At 62.1% G+C, this 22,167-nt stretch carries 18 protein-coding genes; 11 read left to right on the top strand and 7 right to left on the bottom strand.

All coding sequences use genetic code 11. The features are described 5' to 3' along the window. Positions 1-138: 138 nt before the first annotated feature. On the top strand, positions 139-2,931 hold the full coding sequence (locus LOY54_RS10430) for a hypothetical protein (protein ID WP_258610329.1): 2,793 nt from the start codon (positions 139-141) through the stop codon (positions 2,929-2,931). 11 nt (positions 2,932-2,942) lie between these two features. On the opposite strand, the gene LOY54_RS10425 is transcribed toward LOY54_RS10430, so the two are convergent. Both LOY54_RS10425 and LOY54_RS10420 read right to left on the bottom strand, forming a co-directional pair. Then, a complete protein-coding gene (locus tag LOY54_RS10425; RefSeq protein ID WP_045201220.1) occupies positions 2,943-3,803 on the bottom strand; it encodes a LysR family transcriptional regulator in 861 nt (286 codons plus the stop codon). Positions 3,804-3,877: 74 nt separating this feature from the next. Further along, positions 3,878-4,969: a DUF3616 domain-containing protein gene (locus LOY54_RS10420; protein WP_258610328.1), complete on the bottom strand. Its 1,092-nt coding sequence runs from the start codon at positions 4,967-4,969 to the stop codon at positions 3,878-3,880. A gap of 520 nt (positions 4,970-5,489) precedes the next feature. Here LOY54_RS10420 and LOY54_RS10415 point away from each other — a divergent pair. Both LOY54_RS10415 and LOY54_RS10410 read left to right on the top strand, forming a co-directional pair. After that, the gene (locus LOY54_RS10415) at positions 5,490-7,112 is read left to right on the top strand and encodes a methyl-accepting chemotaxis protein (protein ID WP_258610327.1); all 1,623 of its coding nucleotides are present in this window, start codon (positions 5,490-5,492) and stop codon (positions 7,110-7,112) included. A 467-nt stretch (positions 7,113-7,579) separates the two neighbouring features. After that, positions 7,580-8,452, top strand: a complete 873-nt coding sequence (locus LOY54_RS10410) for a universal stress protein (RefSeq protein ID WP_258610326.1) — start codon at positions 7,580-7,582, stop codon at positions 8,450-8,452. 88 nt (positions 8,453-8,540) lie between these two features. Here LOY54_RS10410 and LOY54_RS10405 read toward each other — a convergent pair whose 3' ends face one another. Further along, positions 8,541-9,428, bottom strand: a complete 888-nt coding sequence (locus tag LOY54_RS10405) for an AraC family transcriptional regulator (RefSeq protein WP_258610709.1) — start codon at positions 9,426-9,428, stop codon at positions 8,541-8,543. 156 nt (positions 9,429-9,584) lie between these two features. Between LOY54_RS10405 and LOY54_RS10400 the strand changes: the two genes are divergently transcribed. From LOY54_RS10400 to LOY54_RS10385, 4 genes are all read left to right on the top strand, one after another. After that, the gene (locus LOY54_RS10400) at positions 9,585-10,142 is read left to right on the top strand and encodes a GNAT family N-acetyltransferase (protein ID WP_258610325.1); all 558 of its coding nucleotides are present in this window, start codon (positions 9,585-9,587) and stop codon (positions 10,140-10,142) included. Between the two features lie 85 nt (positions 10,143-10,227). Beyond that, on the top strand, positions 10,228-10,743 hold the full coding sequence (locus tag LOY54_RS10395) for a sigma-70 family RNA polymerase sigma factor (RefSeq protein ID WP_258610324.1): 516 nt from the start codon (positions 10,228-10,230) through the stop codon (positions 10,741-10,743). Beyond that, positions 10,740-11,663, top strand: coding sequence for a FecR domain-containing protein (locus LOY54_RS10390; RefSeq protein ID WP_258610323.1), 924 nt, complete (start codon positions 10,740-10,742; stop codon positions 11,661-11,663). Before LOY54_RS10395 ends, LOY54_RS10390 begins: the two co-directional genes overlap by 4 nt. 110 nt (positions 11,664-11,773) lie before the next feature. Further along, the gene (locus tag LOY54_RS10385) at positions 11,774-14,221 is read left to right on the top strand and encodes a TonB-dependent receptor (RefSeq protein ID WP_258610322.1); all 2,448 of its coding nucleotides are present in this window, start codon (positions 11,774-11,776) and stop codon (positions 14,219-14,221) included. A gap of 11 nt (positions 14,222-14,232) precedes the next feature. Here the strand turns inward: LOY54_RS10385 and LOY54_RS10380 are convergent, their stop codons facing one another. Next, the gene (locus LOY54_RS10380) at positions 14,233-14,691 is read right to left on the bottom strand and encodes a GNAT family N-acetyltransferase (RefSeq protein WP_258610321.1); all 459 of its coding nucleotides are present in this window, start codon (positions 14,689-14,691) and stop codon (positions 14,233-14,235) included. 278 nt (positions 14,692-14,969) lie between these two features. On the opposite strand from LOY54_RS10380, the gene LOY54_RS10375 reads away from it, so the two are divergent. Both LOY54_RS10375 and LOY54_RS10370 read left to right on the top strand, forming a co-directional pair. After that, complete coding sequence (locus tag LOY54_RS10375) at positions 14,970-16,352, top strand: cystathionine beta-synthase (RefSeq protein ID WP_258597338.1); 1,383 nt, start codon at positions 14,970-14,972, stop codon at positions 16,350-16,352. Continuing rightward, complete coding sequence (locus LOY54_RS10370) at positions 16,349-17,527, top strand: PLP-dependent aspartate aminotransferase family protein (protein WP_258610320.1); 1,179 nt, start codon at positions 16,349-16,351, stop codon at positions 17,525-17,527. The genes LOY54_RS10375 and LOY54_RS10370 overlap by 4 nt, the downstream gene beginning before the upstream one ends. A gap of 33 nt (positions 17,528-17,560) precedes the next feature. Here LOY54_RS10370 and LOY54_RS10365 read toward each other — a convergent pair whose 3' ends face one another. Both LOY54_RS10365 and LOY54_RS10360 read right to left on the bottom strand, forming a co-directional pair. Then, a complete protein-coding gene (locus LOY54_RS10365) occupies positions 17,561-18,694 on the bottom strand; it encodes an aminotransferase class V-fold PLP-dependent enzyme (protein ID WP_258610319.1) in 1,134 nt (377 codons plus the stop codon). Between the two features lie 33 nt (positions 18,695-18,727). Next, a complete protein-coding gene (locus LOY54_RS10360; protein WP_093384562.1) occupies positions 18,728-19,168 on the bottom strand; it encodes a hypothetical protein in 441 nt (146 codons plus the stop codon). A 188-nt stretch (positions 19,169-19,356) separates the two neighbouring features. On the opposite strand from LOY54_RS10360, the gene LOY54_RS10355 reads away from it, so the two are divergent. Continuing rightward, positions 19,357-19,734, top strand: coding sequence for a DUF4440 domain-containing protein (locus tag LOY54_RS10355; RefSeq protein WP_258610318.1), 378 nt, complete (start codon positions 19,357-19,359; stop codon positions 19,732-19,734). 177 nt (positions 19,735-19,911) lie between these two features. Here LOY54_RS10355 and LOY54_RS10350 read toward each other — a convergent pair whose 3' ends face one another. After that, complete coding sequence (locus LOY54_RS10350; protein ID WP_258610317.1) at positions 19,912-20,928, bottom strand: AraC family transcriptional regulator; 1,017 nt, start codon at positions 20,926-20,928, stop codon at positions 19,912-19,914. A gap of 185 nt (positions 20,929-21,113) precedes the next feature. On the opposite strand from LOY54_RS10350, the gene LOY54_RS10345 reads away from it, so the two are divergent. Further along, positions 21,114-22,130, top strand: coding sequence for a hypothetical protein (locus tag LOY54_RS10345; RefSeq protein WP_258610316.1), 1,017 nt, complete (start codon positions 21,114-21,116; stop codon positions 22,128-22,130). Positions 22,131-22,167 lie beyond the last annotated feature (37 nt).

Raw genomic sequence — 22,167 nt, 5'->3', positions numbered from 1 at the left:
GACCTCAGCGAAATCCTTGATATCGGTGGCCCGCGATTGCCAAGGATCTTTGAGTCACAACTGCTCGACTTCTGGAACGCTCAGGATGAGCACGCACTGAACTTGCTAGAGCGAATTTCACAGTTTGTGGCGGGCGACATGCAGGCAGAGGCAAGCAAACTGCCTGACGGCCAACCGCAATGGCTGCAACTGCCGGCCAGCATTGTGTTCTTCAAGCCAAGTCTGAGCGACGGTGCGCAGCAAGGCATCGCCATCAGGCACACCGACCGCTCAGCCAACGCGATGCTGTATACCCTCAACAGCGGGCTAGTTGTTTATCCCAGTGCCGATGCGCTTGAAGCTCATTTGAGCGATCAGCTCAGCGATCCCAGCCCGGGATTTCGTCCTGAGCAGAATGTTTTCGAGGCGTTCGCCACGGGGTTGCTGGAGCAACAACTGCAGGGGTTAGCGACCATTGTGCCTGGCGACTTCAAAACCTCGACCGCACTGGCTCAGCACGTCGACCAGCTGATCAACCTCAACGAACTGTTCTGCCGGCTTCGTCCACCGTCACTCTCGGCCTCGGCTCATTCGAGCGATCCACTGCCGGCCTGGATGCACCAGGCCAGTACTGCCGACCGGCAACTGATCGCCCGGCAACTCGCCGCGCTGGCAGCGCTTGAGCAGTCAAGCCAGGCCATCGCCCTGCCCAGCCTGGCGCGTTACACCGCGAAAGTACTCGATACGCAGATAAAGCGCGACCACCCAGGGCAGGGACTACCGCCCGCAGCTGATTTCATCGTGCAGGTTATCGACTATACGCCACCGTTCTTTGACCCTTTGCACCTGACGCCGGGCAGCTCTTCTCATCCGCAAACGCCGCGCTCGCTGATTGAGGTAGCAGCCCTCAACACCCAGGCGCTGCCGCTGGAGCGCTCGCAGATCAGCCTGCACTCGGGTAAAGCGTTGCCGACCTGGGCAACCACTGCCTACTTTCGCCAGTTGATCAGCCGTGTTGATGTGGGCGAGACCTACCCGGCACTGCTGCAGCGCACATTGCTGGACGACGCGCCGCAGGCTGCCCTGCAACAAGCACTGTTTGTTGAACGCTTGCGCATCCTGCTGCCGATTCTGCTGATCACTCCCAGGCCAGAAGGCAAAGGCGCACTCAGCGAACCTGCACGTCGCTGCGTGCAGGCCGCCTTCGCCCCAGGCAACGACCCGCTCAGCGACAGCATCCAGTTCGCTCACCTGGCCTTGCAACTGAGCCACAACGCAAGCCCGGCCGTGCCAGCGCAAGGTCTGTTCATTATTGAACCGGCAGGCTCGCCACCCAGCCTATTGGTGTTGTACGCCCCCCAATGCACCCCGCAACTGATGGAGTTCAGTTCGCGCGCGGCGCTGCTATCGCGCCTGAAACAACCTGGGCCATTGCATGATGCTGTGCTCGGCGCCCTGCCCGAAGGGCAGGTCCGTACCGCGCTGCGCCGGGGTGACAACTGGAGCCCTGCGCTGGACAGCAACTACCTTGGCGGCGAGCTTGGCTTGAGGCATGAGTCGATCCTGTTGGCCCAGGCCCCCATCACCAGCCATGCACTGGGTCTTGTCTACCAGGCCAACGCGCGGTCGCTCATCGAACAGGCCCGCCAGGCCACAACCTCCAATGCCGAGCAGCACTGGTTAAGTGCACAACAGACCCTCGGTATGCTGCTGTCGGTATTGCTGCCTATGCTTGAGGGACCGCTCGCTGATATCGCCTGGATTGCCCAGTTCTATGCCAGTGTCTATGCACTGCATACAGCGGCGCAGAACCAAGACTCCCAAGCGCAAAAGAGCGCACTGGTGCAAGTGCTGATACAGCTATCGCTTATGCTCATTCATGAGAGCGTGCGCACAGGCAAGGTAGGTTCCAGGCAAGCCCAACCGGCAAGAGAACTGGGCAATGCCATCCGCAAACGCCGCTCGCTCCTGAACTTGCCCCAACAACCCACCGCCACCTTGCTGGATTTCAGCGGATGGAGTTCCCCTGCCCTTTCCCGGCAAAACCTCGAACGGTTGCGTGCTCTGGCCATTGCACCGATCGACCCTCTGGATGGCGCGTTGAGCGATCAGGATGAACAAGGCTTGTTCATTCATCAGGGGCAACGCTGCGTGCGCCTGCCCCAAGGGTGGTTTCGCATCGAACAAGGCGCGGATGAGGCTTGGAGAATCATTGATCCACACACCTCGGCACCTGGCCCACACATCGCCCGTGGCAGCGCAGGCACCTGGCAACTCGACCTGCGTTTGCACCTGCGCGGCGGCGCGCCGGTTTCCAATGCGGCGCTTAAACGACTGCATACCCAGTTACGCCAAGCCCGCCTGCTGCTCGCGCAGGAAGCACACGAGATCGCGGCAGGCGAGCACTTTCGCGGGCTGCCGATAGAAGTCGAAGAACAGCTGGAAAGCAAAGCCCAAGCCCGACGAGCCTGCGCCACCGCCCTGGAAAAGCAGATTGCCAACTCACCTGATCAAAGCACCTTGCAAACCATCAGCCAGCTGCGCTCAAGTGCCCAACGCTTGCAGCGTGCGGGGCGACGCCTGCGTATCGAACGCCTGAAAACCTTACCCCCTACTGCCACCGGGATAGACTTTCTGCAGGAGCAAAACGAGATTGTCATCACCCGCCTGGGTGAGCGCACCGATGTATCGGGCGGCAAGGGCACGGACTTTCTTCAGGAGTTCTCGGTACAGGATCGCCGAGGCAACCCCCTGGCCTATGCGCACTTCCACTACAGCTCTGCCAGCAGCGCCGAGTCCAACTACCAGGCCGCTCACCTCAAAAAGCCCGAGCAGCGCTTCATGGGTTTGAGTGGGCAAAAGGTTCAGGCAAGCCGAGGAATGCCGGTAACCGCCATCTACCGTGATCGCATCAGCCCGCTACTGGCGCGCAAACTGTTTTTCAAAGACTGACTTTGCAGTGCTTAGCTGCTTTCCAACAGACGATCGAGCAACCACAACCCCGCCGGCCCCGGCGGGGTCAGTTTCGACCAGGCCACATCCACTGCAATCGGCCGCGGCCAGCCGCGCAGCTTGAGCTCGGTGAGCTGGCCATGGCCGTACTGACGGACCAAGCCGTGGGGCAACTCGGCCCAGCCAAAGCCCTCCTCGGTCATCTCCAGCAGCATCAGATAATCCGGCGCCGACCACACCCGCCCCTGGGGTTTGTTGACACTGTCGGTGTAGGTATTCAAGTACAACTGCCGATGCCCGGCCAGGTGCGCCTGGGTCGGCTGCGCAAGCTGCGCCAAGGGGTGGCTGCTGGCGACGAAAATGCCCATCTGCGCCTGCGCCGCCAGCCGCGTCGCGGCCACATCCGCCGGGTAGCCGGGTTGCGCCGCGAGCATGCCCAAATGTGCGCGGCCGCTCTGCAGCAGGTTCAGCACGTCCCCCGCCTCGGCGATCATGCATTCCAGCTCGATGTCCTGATAGCGCTGCTCGAACAGCTGCATCACCCGGTTGTCCGGGTTGAGCTGATGCATGTCGGAAAACACAATGGTCAGCCGCGGCTCGACCTTGTCCGCCAGGCGAATGCTCAACTGGTCGAGGCGCTCGCTGGCGGCGAGGATCTCCTGCACATGGCCGAGCACCTTGCGCCCAGCTTCGGTGAGCAGCGGTTGCCGGGCCTGGCGGTCGAACAGGGTAACGCCAAGGTCGGCTTCGAGGTTGGCGATGGCGGCGCTGACGGTGGACTGGCTTTTGCGCAATTTGCGCGCGGCGGCGGAGAACGAGCCGAGGGCGGCGGCTTCGACGAAGGCTTGCAGGGCTTCTGGGGAATAGCGCATTGGGGTATCGGTTTTTTCGATGGCGGTAGCCATAGTGTAGCGACAAAAGCGATCTCAATGCCGCGCAGCCGCCGTTAACTTAGGGTAAACAGGTCGCCTTCCACAATGCGGTCGCCATGTTTACGACGCTGCGCCGCGGCGTCGTAGACGATCAGCAAAAGCTCGCTCTGCTTCTCAGCCGACTGGAACAAACACATACCCTCTGCATGGTCGTCGCCGTTGCCGAACGGTACCTCCAGCACCCTCTGCAATTGATCGGCAAACACCACCTGCTCTTCATCGGCCGCAAAGCCGCCGCGCCAACGGAACACCGTGACCGGGCCATCCAGGTCCATGGACGGCCCCGCCAGAATCAGCAGCTCGTCGCCGCTGCTGCACAGGTCGCGCACCCCCAGGCCGTTGAGCGCGAAGAAGTGCTTGCGATAGCGGCGCCCGTCCGGGCCGATCTTCTTCAGCACCAGGGTGTCGGTGGAGTCGCCATCGGCTTCAGGCTCGATCTCCAGCAGCACGCTCCAGCCGCGCAGCACCGGCCCCCGCAGCCCCAACAGCAGGCGCGAGCCGATGACGGCCAAGCCCTCGATATCGAAACCGTTGTCTTTGGCCGGGATGCGCAAAAAGTCGCGTAGCTGATCGTCCCTGGCAATTTCCGCCGTGAGGTCGTTGCCGAGCGCATTGCCATGCAACTGCGCCGCCGTACGTCCATCACCATCCAACTTGTCGGCAAGCACATAACTGTCGTTCTGCTGCACCACCGGGAGGCGCGCCAACAGAAAGCGATTGCCATCCGCCTCTACCGTCGACAGGCGCTTGATGTTCTTCTGCGCAGATTTGTCGGCGTCCGCCTTCTTGCGCTTGAGGCTATGGGAGCCGACGACCCAGAGATAACCCGCGTCAGCGGCATAAGCCAGGCCCTCGATATCGATCTCGGCATCTGCATCGGGTATGGGCAGGCGCAGATACTTCATCAGCGGGAAGGAGTGGTGCTCATCGCACGTCACCGCCCCACCGGGTACTGCGGGCTGGATGGTCAGGCGTTCGAGGCTGGTGGATTCGTCGTTGGCCAGCCACAGCGTGTTGCCGATCTGCAAGGCAACCGAAAGGCCATCGCGCAATGAGGCAGATGCTGGATTAAAGCGCAGCATCAGGGTGTTGGCTGGCTTGTTCATGGGGGCTCGCCTGGGTTGATGCGAAGGTGTGTGAAGGCTAGTGGCTGTTGGGTAGGAATCAAGGTTGTTGGCAGGGGGGCGGACGCTGCAGCACTTCTTGTAGTGGCGGCTGGGCGTGGGGCGCCGTCATGCGTGCCGGGTTTCTTGATCGCTGGCCTGGGAGCCGGCGGATAGCTGCCTCTTGCGAAGGTCAGCAATGGGCCAGAAGCAGACGCTCGTCGTCTCCCTTTTCGACGGAGCGCCGGTGCGCTCTTGAACAGCGGTGCCAGGGATGGACGGTAAGGCACAGGACGTCTGCAGGGTGGACCTTTCCGAGTGTTGAGTATTCGCTGAGCAAGCTGAAAGGTTTCGCCCTGTGAGCGTCGTGAATGTGTCATGAAATGAAAAGTAAATGACGTCCAATGAAAAGCTGACCACCTGACAATCCCTTAGAAACAACTCGCTCCCCGCACTCACTTTCCAGCGATGGCCTTGAATGGCGGGAGCCAATCGCAAAAAAACTCATAAGAAGAATCCAGAAATGATCAGGAACCTTAGTATCGCTTGGCGTGCATCCATTGGTTTCAGCCTGGTTGTCATGCTGACTGCAGGATTGGGGATATTTGCGCTTTCCAGGTTGGACGACATGCGTGAAAGCACCCGACAGATAAGTGACGATTGGTTACCCGGGTTGATGGCCTTGAGTCACGGCGCGCAAAACGTGCAACGTATCCGAGCCCTGACCCTGCGCGTAATGATCAGTCGCGATCCGCAGGCACTGGAGCAGAACTACAAGAAGATGGAATTGCTCAAGGCCGAATCACGCAAGGAAATGGAGCAGTACGAAAAGACCATTCTCGTCGATGAAGACCGGGTATTGTTCGATCGTTTCAGGACCGCTGAAGCGGCCTACATGGCTCTGCAGGCCAAGGTCATCGACCTATCACGCAAGGATCGGCTAGACGAAGCCCGAAACCTTATCAATGGTGAAATGAATCCGCGTGCGGATGAGCTGAGCAAGACGCTTGCCGACCTGATCGGGTTCAATAACCGTGGCGCCAATGGTGCTGCCGCCAACAGCGTCGATGTGTTCAAAAGTGCTCGCACTGGCGTTATCGGGGTGCTTTTGGTCGTCGCGCTGGCATCCTGCATCATCGCCGTCGGCCTGATTCGCAGCATCGTCCTGCCGCTGCGCCAATCAGTCCGCCTGGCCGAGACGGTGGCAAACGGCAATCTCACCACCAGCATGGTGGTGGACGGTAGTGATGAGCCTGCACGGTTGATGGGGGCATTGGCACTCATGCAACACAATCTGCGCGACACCATCATGGCGATCTCCGAGTCCTCCAATCAGTTGGCGTCCGCTGCCGAAGAGTTGAGCGCCGTGACCGAAGATGCCAGCCGTGGATTGCACCAGCAAAATGGCGAGATCGAGCAGGCGGCCACGGCGATCAACGAAATGACCAGTGCAGCCGAAGACGTGGCTCGCAACGCCTCCTCCACGGCAGATGCCACACGGGCCTCGGACCTGACCGCGCAACATGGCCGACAGCAGGTATTGCGCACCGTTGACGCGATCGGTGAACTGGCAAGCGGCGTGACGGCGACCGCGGGTGAAGTGGAAAACCTGGCAGGTCGAGTCCGAGACATCAGTCAGGTGGTCGATGTCATTCGCACAGTGGCCGAGCAAACCAATCTGCTGGCGCTGAACGCGGCCATCGAAGCGGCCCGTGCCGGTGAAGCCGGTCGTGGCTTCGCCGTGGTCGCCGACGAAGTGCGCAGCCTAGCACACCGGACCCAACGTTCGACCCAGGAAATCGAGCAACTGGTCATAGCCATCGAACAGGGCACTGTACAGGCGGTCAACGCGATGCAGGGCAGTAACACCCACGCGCACGACACCCTCGAAGTGGCCCAGGCAGCGGGACAAGCCCTGGATCAGATTGCCTCCTCATTCGCGCAGATCAACGAACGCAACCTTGTGATTGCCAGTGCAGCCGAGCAGCAAGCGCAAGTCGCCCGGGAAGTGGATGGCAACCTGGTCAATATCCGCCAACTGGCTTCGCAGTCCGCCGCCGGTGCAACACAGACCAGCGCTGCCAGCCAGGAGCTTTCCCGATTGGCGGTTTCACTCAATGGCCTGGTGTCCAGATTTGTGGTTTAACCCAAGCCGACCGCGATCGTGATTTTCCCGGTATCGGCAGATTCGAGCCAATCGGCGCTTTTTTGTGCCGGTTGTCTCTTGTTATGGCGGCTGTGCGCGGGGCGCCTTCGTGCGCGCCGGGTTCCTTGATCCCTGGTCTGCTAACCCGCGTACAGCTGCCACCGTTTCGTTTAGCAGCGATGTGTGGCAGCTCCATCGATCAAGGAGCACCACACCTCCACCCTGCTCAAAAGCGCCTACCAGACCAACGCCCACGCCTGTGAGCGGATCGATGCCGAGGTGCGCGGGTTGCTTTGGGCCGCCGATGCGGCCCGCTTATACCGAGCTATAGCGTTACCTTCCCTACTCCTTTGACCCAAATCAAGCCGCCGGGCCTGGTTCGCGAGACGATGGCTGCAAGCAAGGAATGGATCGACACCGGCCTCGGCCATCGATCCCTGTGCGCGGCATTGCATAAGGAGCCCCCCATGAGCCCGCTGAACCACGTTCTGGTCGCCACCGACCTGTCTTCTTCCGCCCGCAACGCGGCAGAGCGCGCTGCACTGCTGTGCAAGGCGCAGCCTGCAGCGCTGGACCTGCTGTATGTGGCCAACCCTGCACCCTACGAGCGTTTGAAGCAGGTGCTGGTGCCCGATGAAGATTTACTGAACCGGGTGCTGGAAACCGCCGGCGAAAATGTTCACGCCCTGGCCACGATGCTGTTCGAGCGCTATGAGATCAGCGCGGGCGTGCAGGTGGCGCCCGGCTCGGTGGTGACTGAAATCACCCGGGTGGTGCAAGACAAACGCAGCAACTTGCTGGTGTGTGGGGCCAAGGGCCAGAGCCTGGCCCGGCGCCTGCTGGGCTCGACCGTGCAGCGCATGCTCAACCGCATGCTCTGCCCGATGCTGGTGGTCAAGCAGGCGCCGCGCGACGCTTACCGCAGCGTGCTGGTGCCGGTGGATTTTTCACCCTCCTCGCTGCGCGCCATCGAACTTGCGAAAAAGCTGGCACCGCAGGCCGAGATTATTCTGTTGCATGTGTACGAAGCGCCCTTTGAAGGCAGCATGCGCTTTGCCCACATCGACCAGGACACCCTCACCCACTACCGCAACGTCATCAAGAAAGATGCCGTGGAGCAACTGGCGACCTTGAGCGAAGCTGCAGGGGTCGGCGATGCCCGGCAGGTCGTGGTGCACGGCGACCCGGCCTGGCGGATTGTCGAGAAAGAGCAGGAACTGGACTGCGATCTGATCGTCATCGGCAAGCAGGGCGACAGCGCGCTGGAAGAGCTGTTGATCGGCAGCGTTACCAAGCATGTGCTGAATGAATCGCAGTGTGATGTGTTGGTGTCGTTGTAGGTTGCAGGCCGGCATCCACAGTGGACCTGCGTACACCGGACCGGTGGGAGCCGGACTGGCCGGCGATCAGGCGCTCAGCGGTCGCAATTCAGTGAAGTCGAGGCGTCGCACCGTCGCTCCCACAACCCTCGCCACCCTCTTGCTGCTCATGCCTTCGATAGCCCGTCAGCGACACTCCGGTTTGGCGCTTGAAGTAGCGGCACAGGTAGGACGCGTCAGCAAAGTTGAGCCTGTCTGCGATCTGCCCGATCGCAAGGTCGCTGTATGAAAGCAGCGCCTTGATCTCCAGGGTCACTTGCCGGTCGATCAGGCCTTTGGGGCTGTCGTTGAAAAACGCCCTGGTAAGCTGCGACATGTAGAACGGCGTGATGCTGAGCGCGTCGGCATAGAACTTCACGTCGCGGTGGCGCAGGCAGTTTTTGCCGATCAGTTCCCAGAAGCGCCAACTGAGCATCTCCTTGCGGCTGAATTCCCTGCGGCCTTTTTCCAGGCTGGGCAGTTGTTCGGCAATCTTCAAAAAGAAGGTCTGCAGCTGGTTGCGCAGCATGATGTGCCGGTAGCCGGGACAGCTGCGGGCAATATCGCGCATGTGCATCAGCCAGCCGTCCAGCAGCGGCCGCTCTGCCCTGGCCGGTATGCAGTGGGGATGGTCATGCAGAAACACGAACAAGGGGTTGGGCAGCGGGTAGGCAACCTCCGCGGCAAAGCCTTTGGGCATCAGGCAGTAAAACACCTTGAAGCCGCGTGAGCGACGCTTGAGCAAGGCAATAGTATCCTCGGCCAGCACCAGCACATCGCCACGGCGAACTGCATGCTCCTTGAAGTTGAGAGTGAAGCAGGCACGTCCCGACAGGCACACCAGCAGCACCATGTAGGCATGCCCGAAAGCAAGCGGTACCCCTACCCCTTCGGCCAACGTGGTGTCACCCAGGCGGAGCAAGTCGTCAGGCGCATAAAGTTTGGGAATGTGCTGCATAGCGTTCAAGGCGACCCCATTCAAGACTGCTGAGCCTATCATCACCAAACCTGTTAATTGCGAAAAGTACCGAAAATGCCAAGGTACTGCTGTTTGCCGATCAGCCGCTTGCCACTACCGTGTCTTACCTGAATCAAGCCAATCCGAGAACCGCACATGAGACTGGAAACACCACGGCTGCTGCTGCGCCCCTGGCACGCCGACGATGCCGCCGACTTGTACGAATACGCCAGCGACGAGCGCGTCGGCCCCATCGCCGGCTGGCCCCCGCACACCAGTGTCGAGCACAGTGCCCAGATCATTCGCAGCGTGTTCAATCACCCCGAGGTGTATGCGCTGCAACTCAAGGACAACCAGCGGGCGGTGGGTTGCGTCGGCATTCTCATCGGCGCCAACAGCAACTTCGAGATCAGTGAGCAGGAAGGCGAAATCGCCTACTGGATCGGGGTGCCGTACTGGGGCCAGGGCCTGGTTCCGGAGGCGGTGCGCGAAGTGATGCGCCACGGCTTCGAAACCCTCAAGCTCAAGGCATTGTGGTGCGGCTACTTTGCCAACAACAGCCAGTCGTACACCGCTCAGTCGAAATGCGGCTTTCGCCATCACCACACCGAAGAGAACAAATACAACCCGTTCCTGCAGGACTATCGGACCGAACACATCAGCTGCATCACTTACCCGCAGTGGCTGGAACAGAACCAACCGGCAGGACGCTGAAAACCGCGGCGCTTCCCTGCGGCCTCTGTCTCTCTTACAATCGCGACAAATTCCTATTCGCATTGGTTGTCGTTGAGAGAGCGGGATGTCCACACCAGGCTGTGATACAGAGCGCCATGAGCACCTGCAGACGCTTTACCAGGATTACAACGGCTGGCTGCGTGGCTGGTTGCGCAAGCGTCTGAACAACTCGGCCGATGCGGCGGACCTGGCCCAGGATACCTTCGTGCGCGTCCTGCTGGCGCGCACATCCGGCACCTTGCTCGAGCCTCGGCGCTACCTGGCGACCATTGCCCGTGGCCTGGTGATTGACCTCTACCGGCGCCGCAGCCTCGAACAAGCCTACCTTGAAGCCCTGGCGCTGCGCTCCGAGGTGCACGCGCCATCGGCCGAGGCGCGGGCGTTGATCTTCGACAGCCTGATGGCCATCGACCGCATGCTCGACGGGCTCGGTGCGCGCACCCGGCAGATCTTCCTCGCCGTGCAACTGGACGGGCTCACCTACGAGAAAACCGCCGAACGGCTCGGGGTCTCGGTGACGACGGTGCGCAAACATCTGGCCAGTGCGCTGATGCACTGCCTGCTGCTGGATGAAGCATGAACAGCATTCTCGCCCAGGCGGTGGACTGGTATGTGCGCCTGCACGAGAGCACCGTCAGCGAAGCGACCCGCAGCCAATGGCAGGCCTGGCTGGCCGCCGACCCGCAACACGCCGCGGCCTGGAAGCGTATCGAACAGCTGCAGCAACGCCTGACCCAGGCGCCGAGCGCCCTCGCCTCCAGCACCCTCGAACGGGCCCGCCAAGGGCGACGGGCGACGCTGAAAACCTTCGCCCTGTTGCTCGGTGCCGGTGTGCTCGGCTGGCAGGGTTACCAGGCTTCGCCCTGGCACGCGGACTACGCCACGCGGGTGGGGCAACGGCGTAGCCTGAGCCTCGCCGATGGCAGCCGGCTGGTGCTCGACACCGATACCCGGGTCGATGTGCGCTTCGATCAGCAGCAACGGTTGATCATCCTGCGCCAGGGCGAAATCCTCGTCGAAACCGCCAAGGACGCCCGCCCCCTGAGCGTGCAGAGTGACCAAGGCCGCATCCTCGCCCTGGGCACGCGCTTTACCGTGCGCCAAGGTGATGGCGTCACCCGGGTGAGCGTCGAGGCGCATGCCGTCGAGGTGCGTCCACGCCTGGCAACGGCGCAAGCCGTGCGCGTTGATGCCGGGCACACATTGAGCTTCGCCGCCGACCGTGTTGACCCCGTGCAGCGCGCGCCGGCACAGGCCTCGGCCTGGACCCGCGGCCTGCTGGTAGCGATCGACTGGCGACTGCAGGACCTGCTCGCCGAGCTCTCGCGCTATCGCCATGGCTACCTGGGCTGCGCCGCCGATGTGGCCGATTTGCGCCTTTCCGGCACTTTTTTGCTGGATGACAGCGAGGCGGTGCTGGCCAACCTTGAGGCCTCCCTGCCAGTGCAACTGCGCCGGGTAACGCGCTACTGGGTGCGGGTGGAAAGCCGCACGGCCTGAGGGTGAAAAATATTTTCAACGTTTGGGTAACAGATATTCATTCCTGTTTCGGCTCTTCCTGCACGTGCGCATCAGACGCAGCCCCTGCCAACCCGAACAGGAACCTTTGCATGTCCTTCCAACCGTCTTTTCTCGGCCGCAGCATCCACCGCGCGGCGCTTGCCCTGGGCTTGTCCGGCTCGCTGCTGGCGCTGACGCCGGCCTGGGCCAAAGCGCAGGCCTACGACATCCCCGCCGGCAGCCTGTCGCTGGCGCTGAGCCAGTTCGCCGCAGCCAACGGTGTGATGATTACCTTCAGTTCCGAAGACACGGCCGGGCTGTCATCGCCGGGTTTGCAGGGCGATTTTGAACTGGACCAGGGCTTTGCCAGGCTGCTGCAAGGCAGTGGCTTGCGCGTGGTGCAGGCCGGCGACAAGCGCTACGTGCTGGCCAAGGCTGACAGCAGCGCCACCGTGGAACTCGGCGCCACCAGCATCAACGCCGCCGGCCTGGGCGCCACCACTGAAGGCAGCGGCTCGTACACCACCGGCATCACCAGTACCGCCACCAAACTGCCGCTGTCGCTACGTGAAACACCGCAATCGATCAGCGTGGTCACCCGTCAACGCATGGACGATCAGGGCCTCAACGATCTCACCGAAGTACTCAAGCAAACCCCAGGCCTGTCGGTGCAGAGCCTGGGCAGCGAACGCTTCAACATCTACGCGCGTGGCTACAGCGTCGACAATTACCAGTTCGACGGCATTCCCACCACACTCGACATTGTCAGCCAGGTCTCGGCGCAAAGCCTTGCCGACATGGCGATCTACGACCGCGTCGAAGTGCTGCGTGGCGCCACCGGCCTGATGACCGGTGCCGGCGACCCATCGGCGACCATCAACATGGTGCGCAAGCGCCCCACCGCCGACTTCAAGGGCCACTTCACTGCAGGCCTGGGCTCGTGGGACAAGTACCGCACCGAGCTCGACCTGTCCGGCCCGCTGACCCCGACCGGCAACCTGCGCGGGCGCATGGTCGCGGCCTATCAGCAGAACAACAGCTACGTCGACCACTACTCCCAGGAAAAGCAGATTTTCTACGGGATTCTCGAAGCGGACCTGAGCGACAGCACCCTGCTCACGGTCGGCGCCGACTACCAGAAAAACAACCCGCAAGGTTCGTCCTCGGTGGCCTTCCCGCTGTTCTACAGCAACGGCCAGCAAACCGATTTTTCGCGCTCGACCAACAGCGCCGCGCGCTGGAGCAGCAACCCCCAGGATGTCCTCAACACCTTCGCCAGCCTCGAACACAAGCTGGGTTACGACTGGAGCCTGAAGGTGGCCGTCAACCAGATGTACATCAACCGCGATGACTACAAGCTGGCCACCGCCAGTTGGGGCTTCCCCGACATCAACACCGGCGCCGGGGTGCGCCTGTACGGTGGCGCCGGCAGCACCTGGCAGAAGCAAACCGGCGTCGATGTTCAGGCCCAGGGGCCTTTCCAGTTGTTCGGCCGCCAGCATGAGCTGATTGTCGGCTACAACTTCTCCCGCTACGAAAACCGCCACTCGCCCCTGCGCGGCACCGCCATCGAAGGTACCTCGGTCAATTTCTACGACTGGGACAACTACACCAAACAGCCGAACACCAGCAACGGCAAGCTGTATGACGGCGACACCAGCATCTACCAGAACGGCAGCTACATCGCCACGCGCCTGCGCCCGACCGACGCGCTGTCGATCATCCTCGGCGCCCGCGCCAGCGACTACAAGTACAACTACGACATGGAATACGTGCTGACCCCCAACAGCAACCGCAACACCCAGTACCGCGAGAGCGGCGTGGTCACGCCCTACGCCGGTGTGGTCTACGACCTCAACGACATTCACTCGGTGTATGCCAGCTACACCAGCATCTACAAGCCACAAAGCGTGCGCGACGCCAACGGGGCGACCCTCGAGCCGCGCGAAGGCGACAACTATGAAATCGGCCTGAAGAGCGAGTTCTTCGGGGGTCGCCTGAACACCAGCATCGCGGCGTATGAAATCAAGCAGGACAACCTGGCGGTGATCGACCCCGGCCAGGTCATCCCCGGCACCACCTCGGCGGCCTACAAGGCCGTCAGCGGCGCCACCACCCGCGGCTTCGAGATCGAAGCCAACGGCGAGCTGCTGCCGGACTGGAACCTTGCCGCCAGCTACAACCACAGCCTCACCGAAGACGCCGACGACCAGCGCATCAACACTGAAGCGCCGGCGAACATGCTCAAGCTGTGGAGCACCTACCGCCTGCCCGGCGACTTCAACCGCCTGACCGTCGGTGGCGGCGCCAACTGGCAGAGTGGCACCCACATCACCGTGACCCCGAGCACCGCGATGGGCACGGTCAAGGCCAAGCAACAGCAGTTCACCGTGGTCAACCTGATGGCCCGCTACCAACTGAGCGAGCAGCTTAGCGCCACCCTCAACGTCAACAACCTGTTCGACAAGAAGTACATCAGCGCCCTGGACACCACCTTCTTCAGCGGCTACTACGGCGAACCGCGCAATGTGATGCTCTCTACCAAGTACAGCTTCTGAAATCGAGGTGCTTACAACGCCATCCGGTACTCGATAACCCCGGGTTTTTCGGCAATCCAGTCATAGAGCCGTTGGGCGGTGTGATTGGACTCCTGGGTGTGCCAGTACAGCCGGTCGCAGTGGTGCTCCCGCGCCTGCCCTTGCACGTACTCGATCAGCTGCTTGCCGAGCAGCTGGCCGCGTACGCTGGGGCAGACGTACAGGTCTTCGAGGTAGCAGAAGTCGTTACGGCCCCAGGTCGAGCGGTGGAAGACGAAATGGACGAAGCCGTGGACCTGCTCGCCGTCAGCGGCCACTGCGCAATGCACGGGTTCGCGGCTGTCGAAGAAGCGCGCCCAGGTGGTCTGGGTGGTCGGCATGCCGATGTCGACCTTGTAGAACGCCTGATACTGGGCCCAGTGCGCGCACCATTGCTTGAAGTCGTTTTGCGTGACGGGGCGAATCGATACAACGGGATGTGCTGCGGTCATGGTCAATCCTTAGTGACGGTAGAAACTGCAGCGATTTATAGCGCGACAATGGCTTGGTTAAACCATCCAGTTTTTCCTTGCCAAGCAGACCACTTGCCACCAAGAAGTGCTGCCAAGCCTGCTTTGAGCCTGTGGGAGCGGGCTAGACCCGCGATCGAGCGCGAAGCGCTCGCCATCCGGGCACCGGCTGATGTACCGGCTGGCTGCACACGGTTGCGGCGGTTGCCATCCGGGCCTATGTTCCATGCGAGGCTTTACCTGCGCTGCGAGGTGACCCCATGGCGAACGACTCCCGCCCGGCCGTGCTCGAACTGATCGGCAATACGCCGCTGGTGCGTGTCAGCCGCTTCGATACCGGCCTGTGCACACTGTTTCTCAAGCTCGAATCACAGAACCCCGGCGGCTCGATCAAAGACCGCATCGGCCTGGCGATGATCGACGCCGCCGAGCGCGATGGCCGCCTGCGCCCCGGCGGCACCATCGTCGAAGCCACCGCCGGCAACACCGGCCTGGGCCTGGCCCTGGTCGGCCGCGCCAAGGGCTACCGGGTGGTGTTGGTGGTGCCCGACAAGATGTCTACCGAGAAGGTCCTGCACCTCAAGGCCATGGGCGCCGAGGTGCACATCACCCGCTCCGACGTCGGCAAGGGCCATCCCGACTATTACCAGGATGTCGCCGCGCGGCTGGCGCAGGAAATTCCCGATGCGTTCTTCGCCGACCAGTTCAACAACCCGGCCAACCCGCTGGCCCATGAGTGCAGCACCGCGCCGGAGATCTGGGCGCAAACCCAGCATGATGTCGATGCCATCGTCGTCGGTGTTGGCTCGGCCGGCACCCTGACCGGGCTGACCCGCTTCTTTCGCCGCCTGCAGCCGAACCTGGCGATGGTACTGGCCGACCCGGTCGGTTCGGTGGTCGCTGAATACAGCCGCAGCGCCACCCTCGGCACTCCCGGTTCCTGGGCGGTCGAGGGCATCGGCGAGGACTTCATCCCGTCAATTGCCGACCTTTCCAGCGTGCGCCAGGCCTACTCCATCAGCGATGAAGAAAGCTTCGATCACGCCCGCCAACTGCTGCGCGCCGAAGGCATTCTCGGCGGCTCGTCGACCGGCACCTTGCTGGCGGCAGCGCTGCGCTACTGCCGCGAGCAAACCGAACCGAAGCGGGTGGTCAGTTTTGTTTGCGACACCGGCACCCGCTACCTGTCCAAGGTCTACAACGACCAGTGGATGACCGACCAGGGCCTGCTGGCGCGCAAACACTATGGCGACTTGCGCGACCTGATCGCGCGGCGTTTCGAGGATGGCCGGGTGATCAGCGTCGGCCCCGACGACACCCTGCTCACCGCCTTCCAGCGCATGCGCCTGGCCGATGTCTCGCAACTGCCGGTGCTGGTCAACGGCCAGAAGCTGGTCGGGGTGATCGATGAGTCCGACATCCTGCTCGGCGTGCACCAGGACGCTTCGCACTTTCACTTGAGCGTGGCCAGCGCGATGACCGCCAAGCTCAAGCTGGAAACCCTGGCCCCCAGCGCCAGCCTGGCGCAACTGCAGGCCGAGCTCGACCGTGGGCTGGTGGCGATCATTGAAGACGCTGCCGGCTTTTACGGCGTGATTACCCGTGTCGATTTGCTCAATCACCTACGCAGGTCCTTACCATGAGCCAGCACGATGAAAGCGGCGCGCCACGCGCCTTCGCCACCCGCGTGATCCATGCCGGGCAGGCACCAGACCCGTCCACCGGGGCATTGATGCCGCCGATCTACGCCAACTCCACTTACTTGCAGGAGAGCCCCGGGGTGCACAAGGGCCTCGACTACGGCCGCTCGCACAACCCCACGCGCTGGGCCCTGGAGCGCTGCGTGGCGGACCTTGAGGGCGGCACTCAGGCGTTCGCCTTCGCCTCCGGGCTGGCGGCGATCGCCAACGTGCTCGAGCTGCTCGATGCCGGCGCCCACGTGGTCTCGGGCAATGACCTGTACGGCGGTACTTTCCGCCTGTTCGAGCGGGTGCGCCGGCGCAGCGCCGGACACCGCTTCAGCTTCGTCGACCTGGCCGACCTTTCGGCATTCGAAGCGGCGCTTGAGGCCGACACGCGGATGGTCTGGGTCGAGACCCCGAGCAACCCCTTGCTGCGCCTGACCGACCTTGCCGCGGTCGCGCGTATCTGCCGCCAGCGCGGCATCATCTGCGTGGCCGACAACACCTTCGCCAGCCCGTGGGTGCAGCGCCCGCTGGAGCTGGGCTTCGATATCGTCCTGCACTCGACCACCAAGTACCTCAACGGCCACTCCGACGTGATCGGCGGCATCGCCGTGGTCGGCAACAACCCGCAGCTGGCCGAGCGCCTGGGCTTTTTGCAGAACTCGGTGGGCGCCATTGCCGGGCCGTTCGACGCCTTCCTCACCCTGCGTGGGGTGAAGACCCTGGCGCTGCGCATGGAGCGCCACTGCAGCAATGCCCTGGAGCTTGCGCAATGGCTGGAGCGTCAGCCGCAGGTGGCGCGGGTCTACTACCCGGGCCTGGCCTCGCACCCGCAGCACGCGCTGGCGCGCCAGCAGATGCGTGGCTTTGGCGGGATGATCTCCCTTGACCTGAACAGCGACCTGGCCGGCGCCAAGCGCTTTCTTGAAGCGGTGCAGATCTTCGCCCTGGCCGAGAGCCTGGGCGGGGTCGAAAGCCTGATCGAACACCCGGCGATCATGACCCACGCCAGCATCCCGGCAGAGAACCGCGCGCACCTGGGCATCGGCGATGCCCTGGTGCGCTTGTCGGTGGGGGTCGAGGATGTCGACGACCTGCGCGCTGACCTGGCCCAGGCGCTGGCGCGGGTTTGAGCGCTCGGGGTGCTGGTGGCTGGGTGAGCGGGCTTAGTTCACCATCACCTCGTCCAGTGCCTGCTCGAGGGTGCTGATGGTGCGCTCGATATTGTGCAGCTTTTCGAGCCCGAACAGGCCGATGCGGAAGGTCTGGAAGTCGGCCGGCTCGTCGCATTGCAGCGGCACGCCGGCGGCGATCTGCAGGCCCTGGACGGCAAACTTCTTGCCGTTCTTGATATCGCCATCATCGGTGTAGCTCACCACCACGCCAGGGGCCTGAAAGCCGGCGGCGGCCACGCTTTTGATGCCTTTGCCGGTCAACATTGCGCGCACCCGATCGCCCAGAGCCTGTTGCTCGCCGCGCAGCTTGTCGAACCCGTAGGCTTGCATCTCTTTCATCACCTCGTTGAATCGCGCGAGGGAATCGCTGGGCATGGTCGCATGGTAGGCATGTCCGCCCTGCTCATAAGCCTGCATGATCTGCAGCCACTTTTTCAGGTCGCAGGCAAAGCTGCTGCTTTGCGTCTGCTCGATGCGCTCGAGGGCCAAAGCGCTGAACATCACCAGGGCGCAGCAAGGGGGAGCGCTCCAGCCTTTTTGCGGTGCGCTGATCAGCAGGTCGACTGCGCATTTGTGCATATCCACCCAAATCGTGCCTGAGGCGATGCAGTCCAGCACGAACAGGCCACCCACCGCATGCACGGCATCACCAACGGCCCGCAGGTAATCATCGGGCAGGATAATCCCTGAGGAGGTTTCAACGTGAGGGGCGAAGACAACCTGCGGCTTGTGCGTCGCAATGGCTGCCAGCACTTCGTCCAGAGGGGGTGGCGCGTAGGCCGCCTGGCGACCCGCGTCGAGCGGCCGGGCTTTGAGCACCGTGGTGGCCGCCGGGATATTGCCCATCTCAAGGATCTGGCTCCAGCGAAAACTGAACAAGCCGTTGCGTATCACCAGGCATTGCTGGGCGCTGGCAAACTGTCGCGCAACCGCTTCCATGCCGAACGTGCCGCTGCCCGGTACCACCGCAACAGCCTGAGCGTTGTAGACCTGTTTAAGGGTCGTGGAAATGTTGTTCATCACGCCTTGAAATGACTGCGACATGTGGTTGAGCGAGCGGTCGGTGTAGACCACCGAGTACTCGACCAGCCCCTCAGGATCAATACTGGGATATAGCTTTGACATGGAGTGACTCCTTTGGCAGAGATATCAGTGGTATTACTCGGGAATGCCGGTCAACGTATGCACTACCCGCATTGCACAAGGCGGTCGAGCCCCTTGCGGGTCGATCTGTTCGCATTTCTTCAGCAGCGGATAGGCATCGGCAAACTTCATGGCCGCCACTTGTTCAGCGTGCTGCTGCGAAACAAAGCAGTGCTCGAACCGGAAGGCGGCATACACCTCGGGCAGCAGTGCCGGATAATCGTAAACCTCGTCGACGATACTCTTTAGCATCTTGGACATCTGCCCGTCGGCCGCGGGAGAAATCCTGGTGAGCAGATCATCCTTGGCGACGCCCGCTTGCCTGGCCGCAATGACTTCCTTCGACGCACCGATGGATGCCTGCATTCCCTGCGGAAACGGACAATCAGACGCCGCCAATGCCGAGGCCGACGCCATGCAACTCAGTAAAGTGAAAACAGCAGCCATCCTTGTCATGGAACTTCCTTATGTGTAGCAAGCATTGTTGAAATAAGCTGCGGATTCTAACCGATACCAGATGATGCGCTCCATTGACCTGGTCCGCTGCGGGGTTTGGCTATGTATAGCGACGGTCGAAGTCAGGCTGTCGCTACCGCCACGCCGTGGCGCGCAGGCATGGTGAATCGCAGACGGAGGTCAATTAGATGAAAATTTCGAAGGCATGCCTGGAGTCTGTTATTCACGCACTGGAGGCGAGCCTGCTTGAACGCCAGACCCGCCTTGATCGCGACATGCTGACCCGCCTGCTGACTCAGGACTTCGTCGAGTTTGGCGCGGAGGGTATCGCCTGGAACCGGTCACAAACCATCGACGCATTGCTGGTGCAGGATTTTGTCCAGCGTCAGATCACCGATTTTCAGATTCGTATCCTGTCCGAAAAGGTGGTGCTGGCCACCTATCGGTGCACGGTTGATAGCCCGAACGGCACCCGTGATTCTTTGAGAAGCTCCATCTGGCGTCGGCTGGGAGACGATTGGCAGATGGCATTCCACCAAGGTACGACAAGGGCAGCAGAAATTTGATCAGCTATTGGTGCCATGCTTGGGTGAGTGGCCGCTATGGGCAGAAATCGGCCAGAAGCGGACTGATTCGCAGCAGGCCAGTCTCCTGCATTGAGGTTCGCAGGTACCTACCTTTTCAGGGGCAATTCAATCGCCTCGCTTAACGCGCCATTGGCGCCGAAAGCGGCAAGCCCACTGCTAGTCTCGAAAGGCTCCCGGAGGGCGGTCGAACCAGCGCTTGAAGGCACGGTGGAAAGTGCTGGTATCCCTGAACCCCAGCCGCTCGCTGACCGTCGCCACGGGCAGCCCCTGGCGAATCAGTTGCGCGGACAACTCGCGACGTACCTCCGCCACCAGCGCGCTGAAACTGGTGCCCTCTTCCTTCAAGCGTCGGTAGAGCGTGGTGCGACTGACGTGCAACGCCTGGCAGGTTGGCTCGATGCTCACGCCTTCTGGCAGGCTTGCGAGAATCAAGCGACGCACCGTGCCGGCAAGCGTATCTGCGTCTTGCAGCTGCGCGAGTGTCGCCCTTGCACGAGACTCCAGCATCTGTCGCAGGTAGTTGCTGGCGCCGAGAATGGGATGCTGCAGGAAGTCGCGCGGCAGGTGGAGGCTGTTTCTCTCGCTGTCGAAGCGCAGCTCGCTGCCGAACAGCTCGACATAGTGCGCATGGTAGGCCGGGGATGGGAAAGCGAACTCGCAGGCCAGAGGCCGCAGCTCTACGCCGGTCATCTCCCGGCTCCAGCGCAGCACTGCACTCATGCTGCGTTCGATGGCGGCCTGCGGGTAGGTTTTGCCGGGGGCGAAGGTGATCTCCAGCACCAGGGCATCTGCCGTTTCACTGTACTGCCAGCTCTCCGAAGGGTTCATCAGCGCGATATGCCGCTGGAACACTTCCAGCACCTCGCTCACCCGACTGCATTGGCGCAACCAACTAGCCAGCACGCCATGCGTGGCGGGGTTGAAGGTCTGCCCGATCAGCAGGCCGATATGCGGCAATTGCGTGTTGTTCGCGGCGAACTGCCACAGCGCCAGTAACTGGGTCTCGTCGACACGCTGCTCCTGGATCGGCGATGCCGCAGCCCCCTGGTCGAGAAGTTTGGCACCCTCCACCCCGGCCTCCCGCAACTGGGTTGCAGTGACCACGCCGAGATTCAGCAACTGGTCGTGCAGATCCAGCACTGCGACGGCCGATACGGTGGTACTTCTGACCATCGGACTTGCTCTTGGTAGTTACTTGGGTAACGACTCTAACGCACGGTGCAGAGCGGCGGCCAGCCGTCGGCCATGCAAGTGCAGGTTGCAACCAAAAGCCATACAGGTTGAACCGCAGAGCCATGGCCAGCCGTCATCGGACTGCCTAGCATCGACGACACGACCATGGCACAGGAAGACCTGCTATGCCCGAGCACAGAATCGAATCGTTAAGCGCCTTGCGCGCACTGATTCCGCCACCACCGGCGATGATGCACAAACGCCTGCAGCGCAAGTTGGATGAGCACTGCCTGCTGATGATTCGCCAAGCGACGGTTTGCGCCGTCGGCTTCGCCGACCCGCGGTTAGATATCGAGTACCTCGATTTGCGCCACCATCCAGTGTTACGGGCCGAGGGCCAGGACATCTTGCTGCCCTGGCCGGCAGACAAAGCGATCTCACAGCAGCCGATAGAGGAAATGGCCTGCAGTCTGTATTTCATCCTGCCCGGCGTGGGGTTCAGCCTGCGCGCCAATGGCCGGGGCTCTCTGCGGGCCGGAAAGCTGTTGGAGTTTCGCGCCGAGGCGCTGTTCCTGCACTGTTCGCGAGCCAAGGTACGCGCCGATTTCTGGCGGGCCAGAGAGTACACCACGCCCTTTTTAGCTGACACAGGGCAGGCCTTGTCCGAGCCAGCGCAGGCCTTTATCGCCGCCTCGCCGTACCTGCTGATGCTTACGCAGCGCCAGGCCGACGCCACCGAGATGTCGCCACGAGGTGACCCGGCTGGTTTCGTACAGGTACTGGATCGCCACACTCTGCTGGTACCGGAACGCCCTGGCAACAAGGTTGCCTGCAGCCTGAGCAATATTCTCGTCGATGGCGCCTTGCGCCTGTCCTTCCTTCAGCCCGGCACCGACACGGTTTTATCCGTGGCCGGGCGCGCCTGGTTGAACAACGACTCGAACTTGCTCGCCCCACTGGCAATCAACGGCAAGCCACCTCGGGTCGCTACCGTCGTGAACGTCGAGCGCTATCGCTTCCAGCACTGCCCAGCACTGCTGGCCGCGGGCTTGTGGGATCGCGCAACACACCTGGACGAAAGGCAGATTCCAGCCTTTTCCAAGATGCTGTCCGAGCACATGAACGGTACGGGCCTGTTGGGCAAGGCCACCAGCCTGGTGGTCGATGCGGTGGTCAAGCATGACCTGCGCCATCTCTACTGAGGTGACGGGGTAGGCGATGGCTTAAGTGCCCTTCTGT

This window comes from Pseudomonas sp. B21-032, from assembly GCF_024748965.1.
Lineage (GTDB): Bacteria > Pseudomonadota > Gammaproteobacteria > Pseudomonadales > Pseudomonadaceae > Aquipseudomonas.
This window is presented reverse-complemented; position numbering and strand designations above follow the sequence as displayed.

Excerpts from the sequence above, each read along its gene's own strand:
- LOY54_RS10405 (WP_258610709.1), bottom strand. The coding sequence starts at position 9,428 with ATGCAGCACATTCCCAAACTTTATGCGCCTGACGACTTGCTCCGCCTG.
- LOY54_RS10430 (WP_258610329.1), top strand. The coding sequence starts at position 139 with ATGCAGGCAGAGGCAAGCAAACTGCCTGACGGCCAACCGCAATGGCTG.
- LOY54_RS10385 (WP_258610322.1), top strand. The coding sequence starts at position 11,774 with ATGTCCTTCCAACCGTCTTTTCTCGGCCGCAGCATCCACCGCGCGGCG.
- LOY54_RS10410 (WP_258610326.1), top strand. The coding sequence starts at position 7,580 with ATGAGCCCGCTGAACCACGTTCTGGTCGCCACCGACCTGTCTTCTTCC.
- LOY54_RS10365 (WP_258610319.1), bottom strand. The coding sequence starts at position 18,694 with ATGTCAAAGCTATATCCCAGTATTGATCCTGAGGGGCTGGTCGAGTAC.
- LOY54_RS10360 (WP_093384562.1), bottom strand. The coding sequence starts at position 19,168 with ATGACAAGGATGGCTGCTGTTTTCACTTTACTGAGTTGCATGGCGTCG.
- LOY54_RS10370 (WP_258610320.1), top strand. The coding sequence starts at position 16,349 with ATGAGCCAGCACGATGAAAGCGGCGCGCCACGCGCCTTCGCCACCCGC.
- LOY54_RS10380 (WP_258610321.1), bottom strand. The coding sequence starts at position 14,691 with ATGACCGCAGCACATCCCGTTGTATCGATTCGCCCCGTCACGCAAAAC.
- LOY54_RS10375 (WP_258597338.1), top strand. The coding sequence starts at position 14,970 with ATGGCGAACGACTCCCGCCCGGCCGTGCTCGAACTGATCGGCAATACG.
- LOY54_RS10400 (WP_258610325.1), top strand. The coding sequence starts at position 9,585 with ATGAGACTGGAAACACCACGGCTGCTGCTGCGCCCCTGGCACGCCGAC.
- LOY54_RS10415 (WP_258610327.1), top strand. The coding sequence starts at position 5,490 with ATGATCAGGAACCTTAGTATCGCTTGGCGTGCATCCATTGGTTTCAGC.
- LOY54_RS10390 (WP_258610323.1), top strand. The coding sequence starts at position 10,740 with ATGAACAGCATTCTCGCCCAGGCGGTGGACTGGTATGTGCGCCTGCAC.
- LOY54_RS10395 (WP_258610324.1), top strand. The coding sequence starts at position 10,228 with ATGTCCACACCAGGCTGTGATACAGAGCGCCATGAGCACCTGCAGACG.
- LOY54_RS10355 (WP_258610318.1), top strand. The coding sequence starts at position 19,357 with ATGAAAATTTCGAAGGCATGCCTGGAGTCTGTTATTCACGCACTGGAG.
- LOY54_RS10345 (WP_258610316.1), top strand. The coding sequence starts at position 21,114 with ATGCCCGAGCACAGAATCGAATCGTTAAGCGCCTTGCGCGCACTGATT.
- LOY54_RS10425 (WP_045201220.1), bottom strand. The coding sequence starts at position 3,803 with ATGCGCTATTCCCCAGAAGCCCTGCAAGCCTTCGTCGAAGCCGCCGCC.
- LOY54_RS10420 (WP_258610328.1), bottom strand. The coding sequence starts at position 4,969 with ATGAACAAGCCAGCCAACACCCTGATGCTGCGCTTTAATCCAGCATCT.
- LOY54_RS10350 (WP_258610317.1), bottom strand. The coding sequence starts at position 20,928 with ATGGTCAGAAGTACCACCGTATCGGCCGTCGCAGTGCTGGATCTGCAC.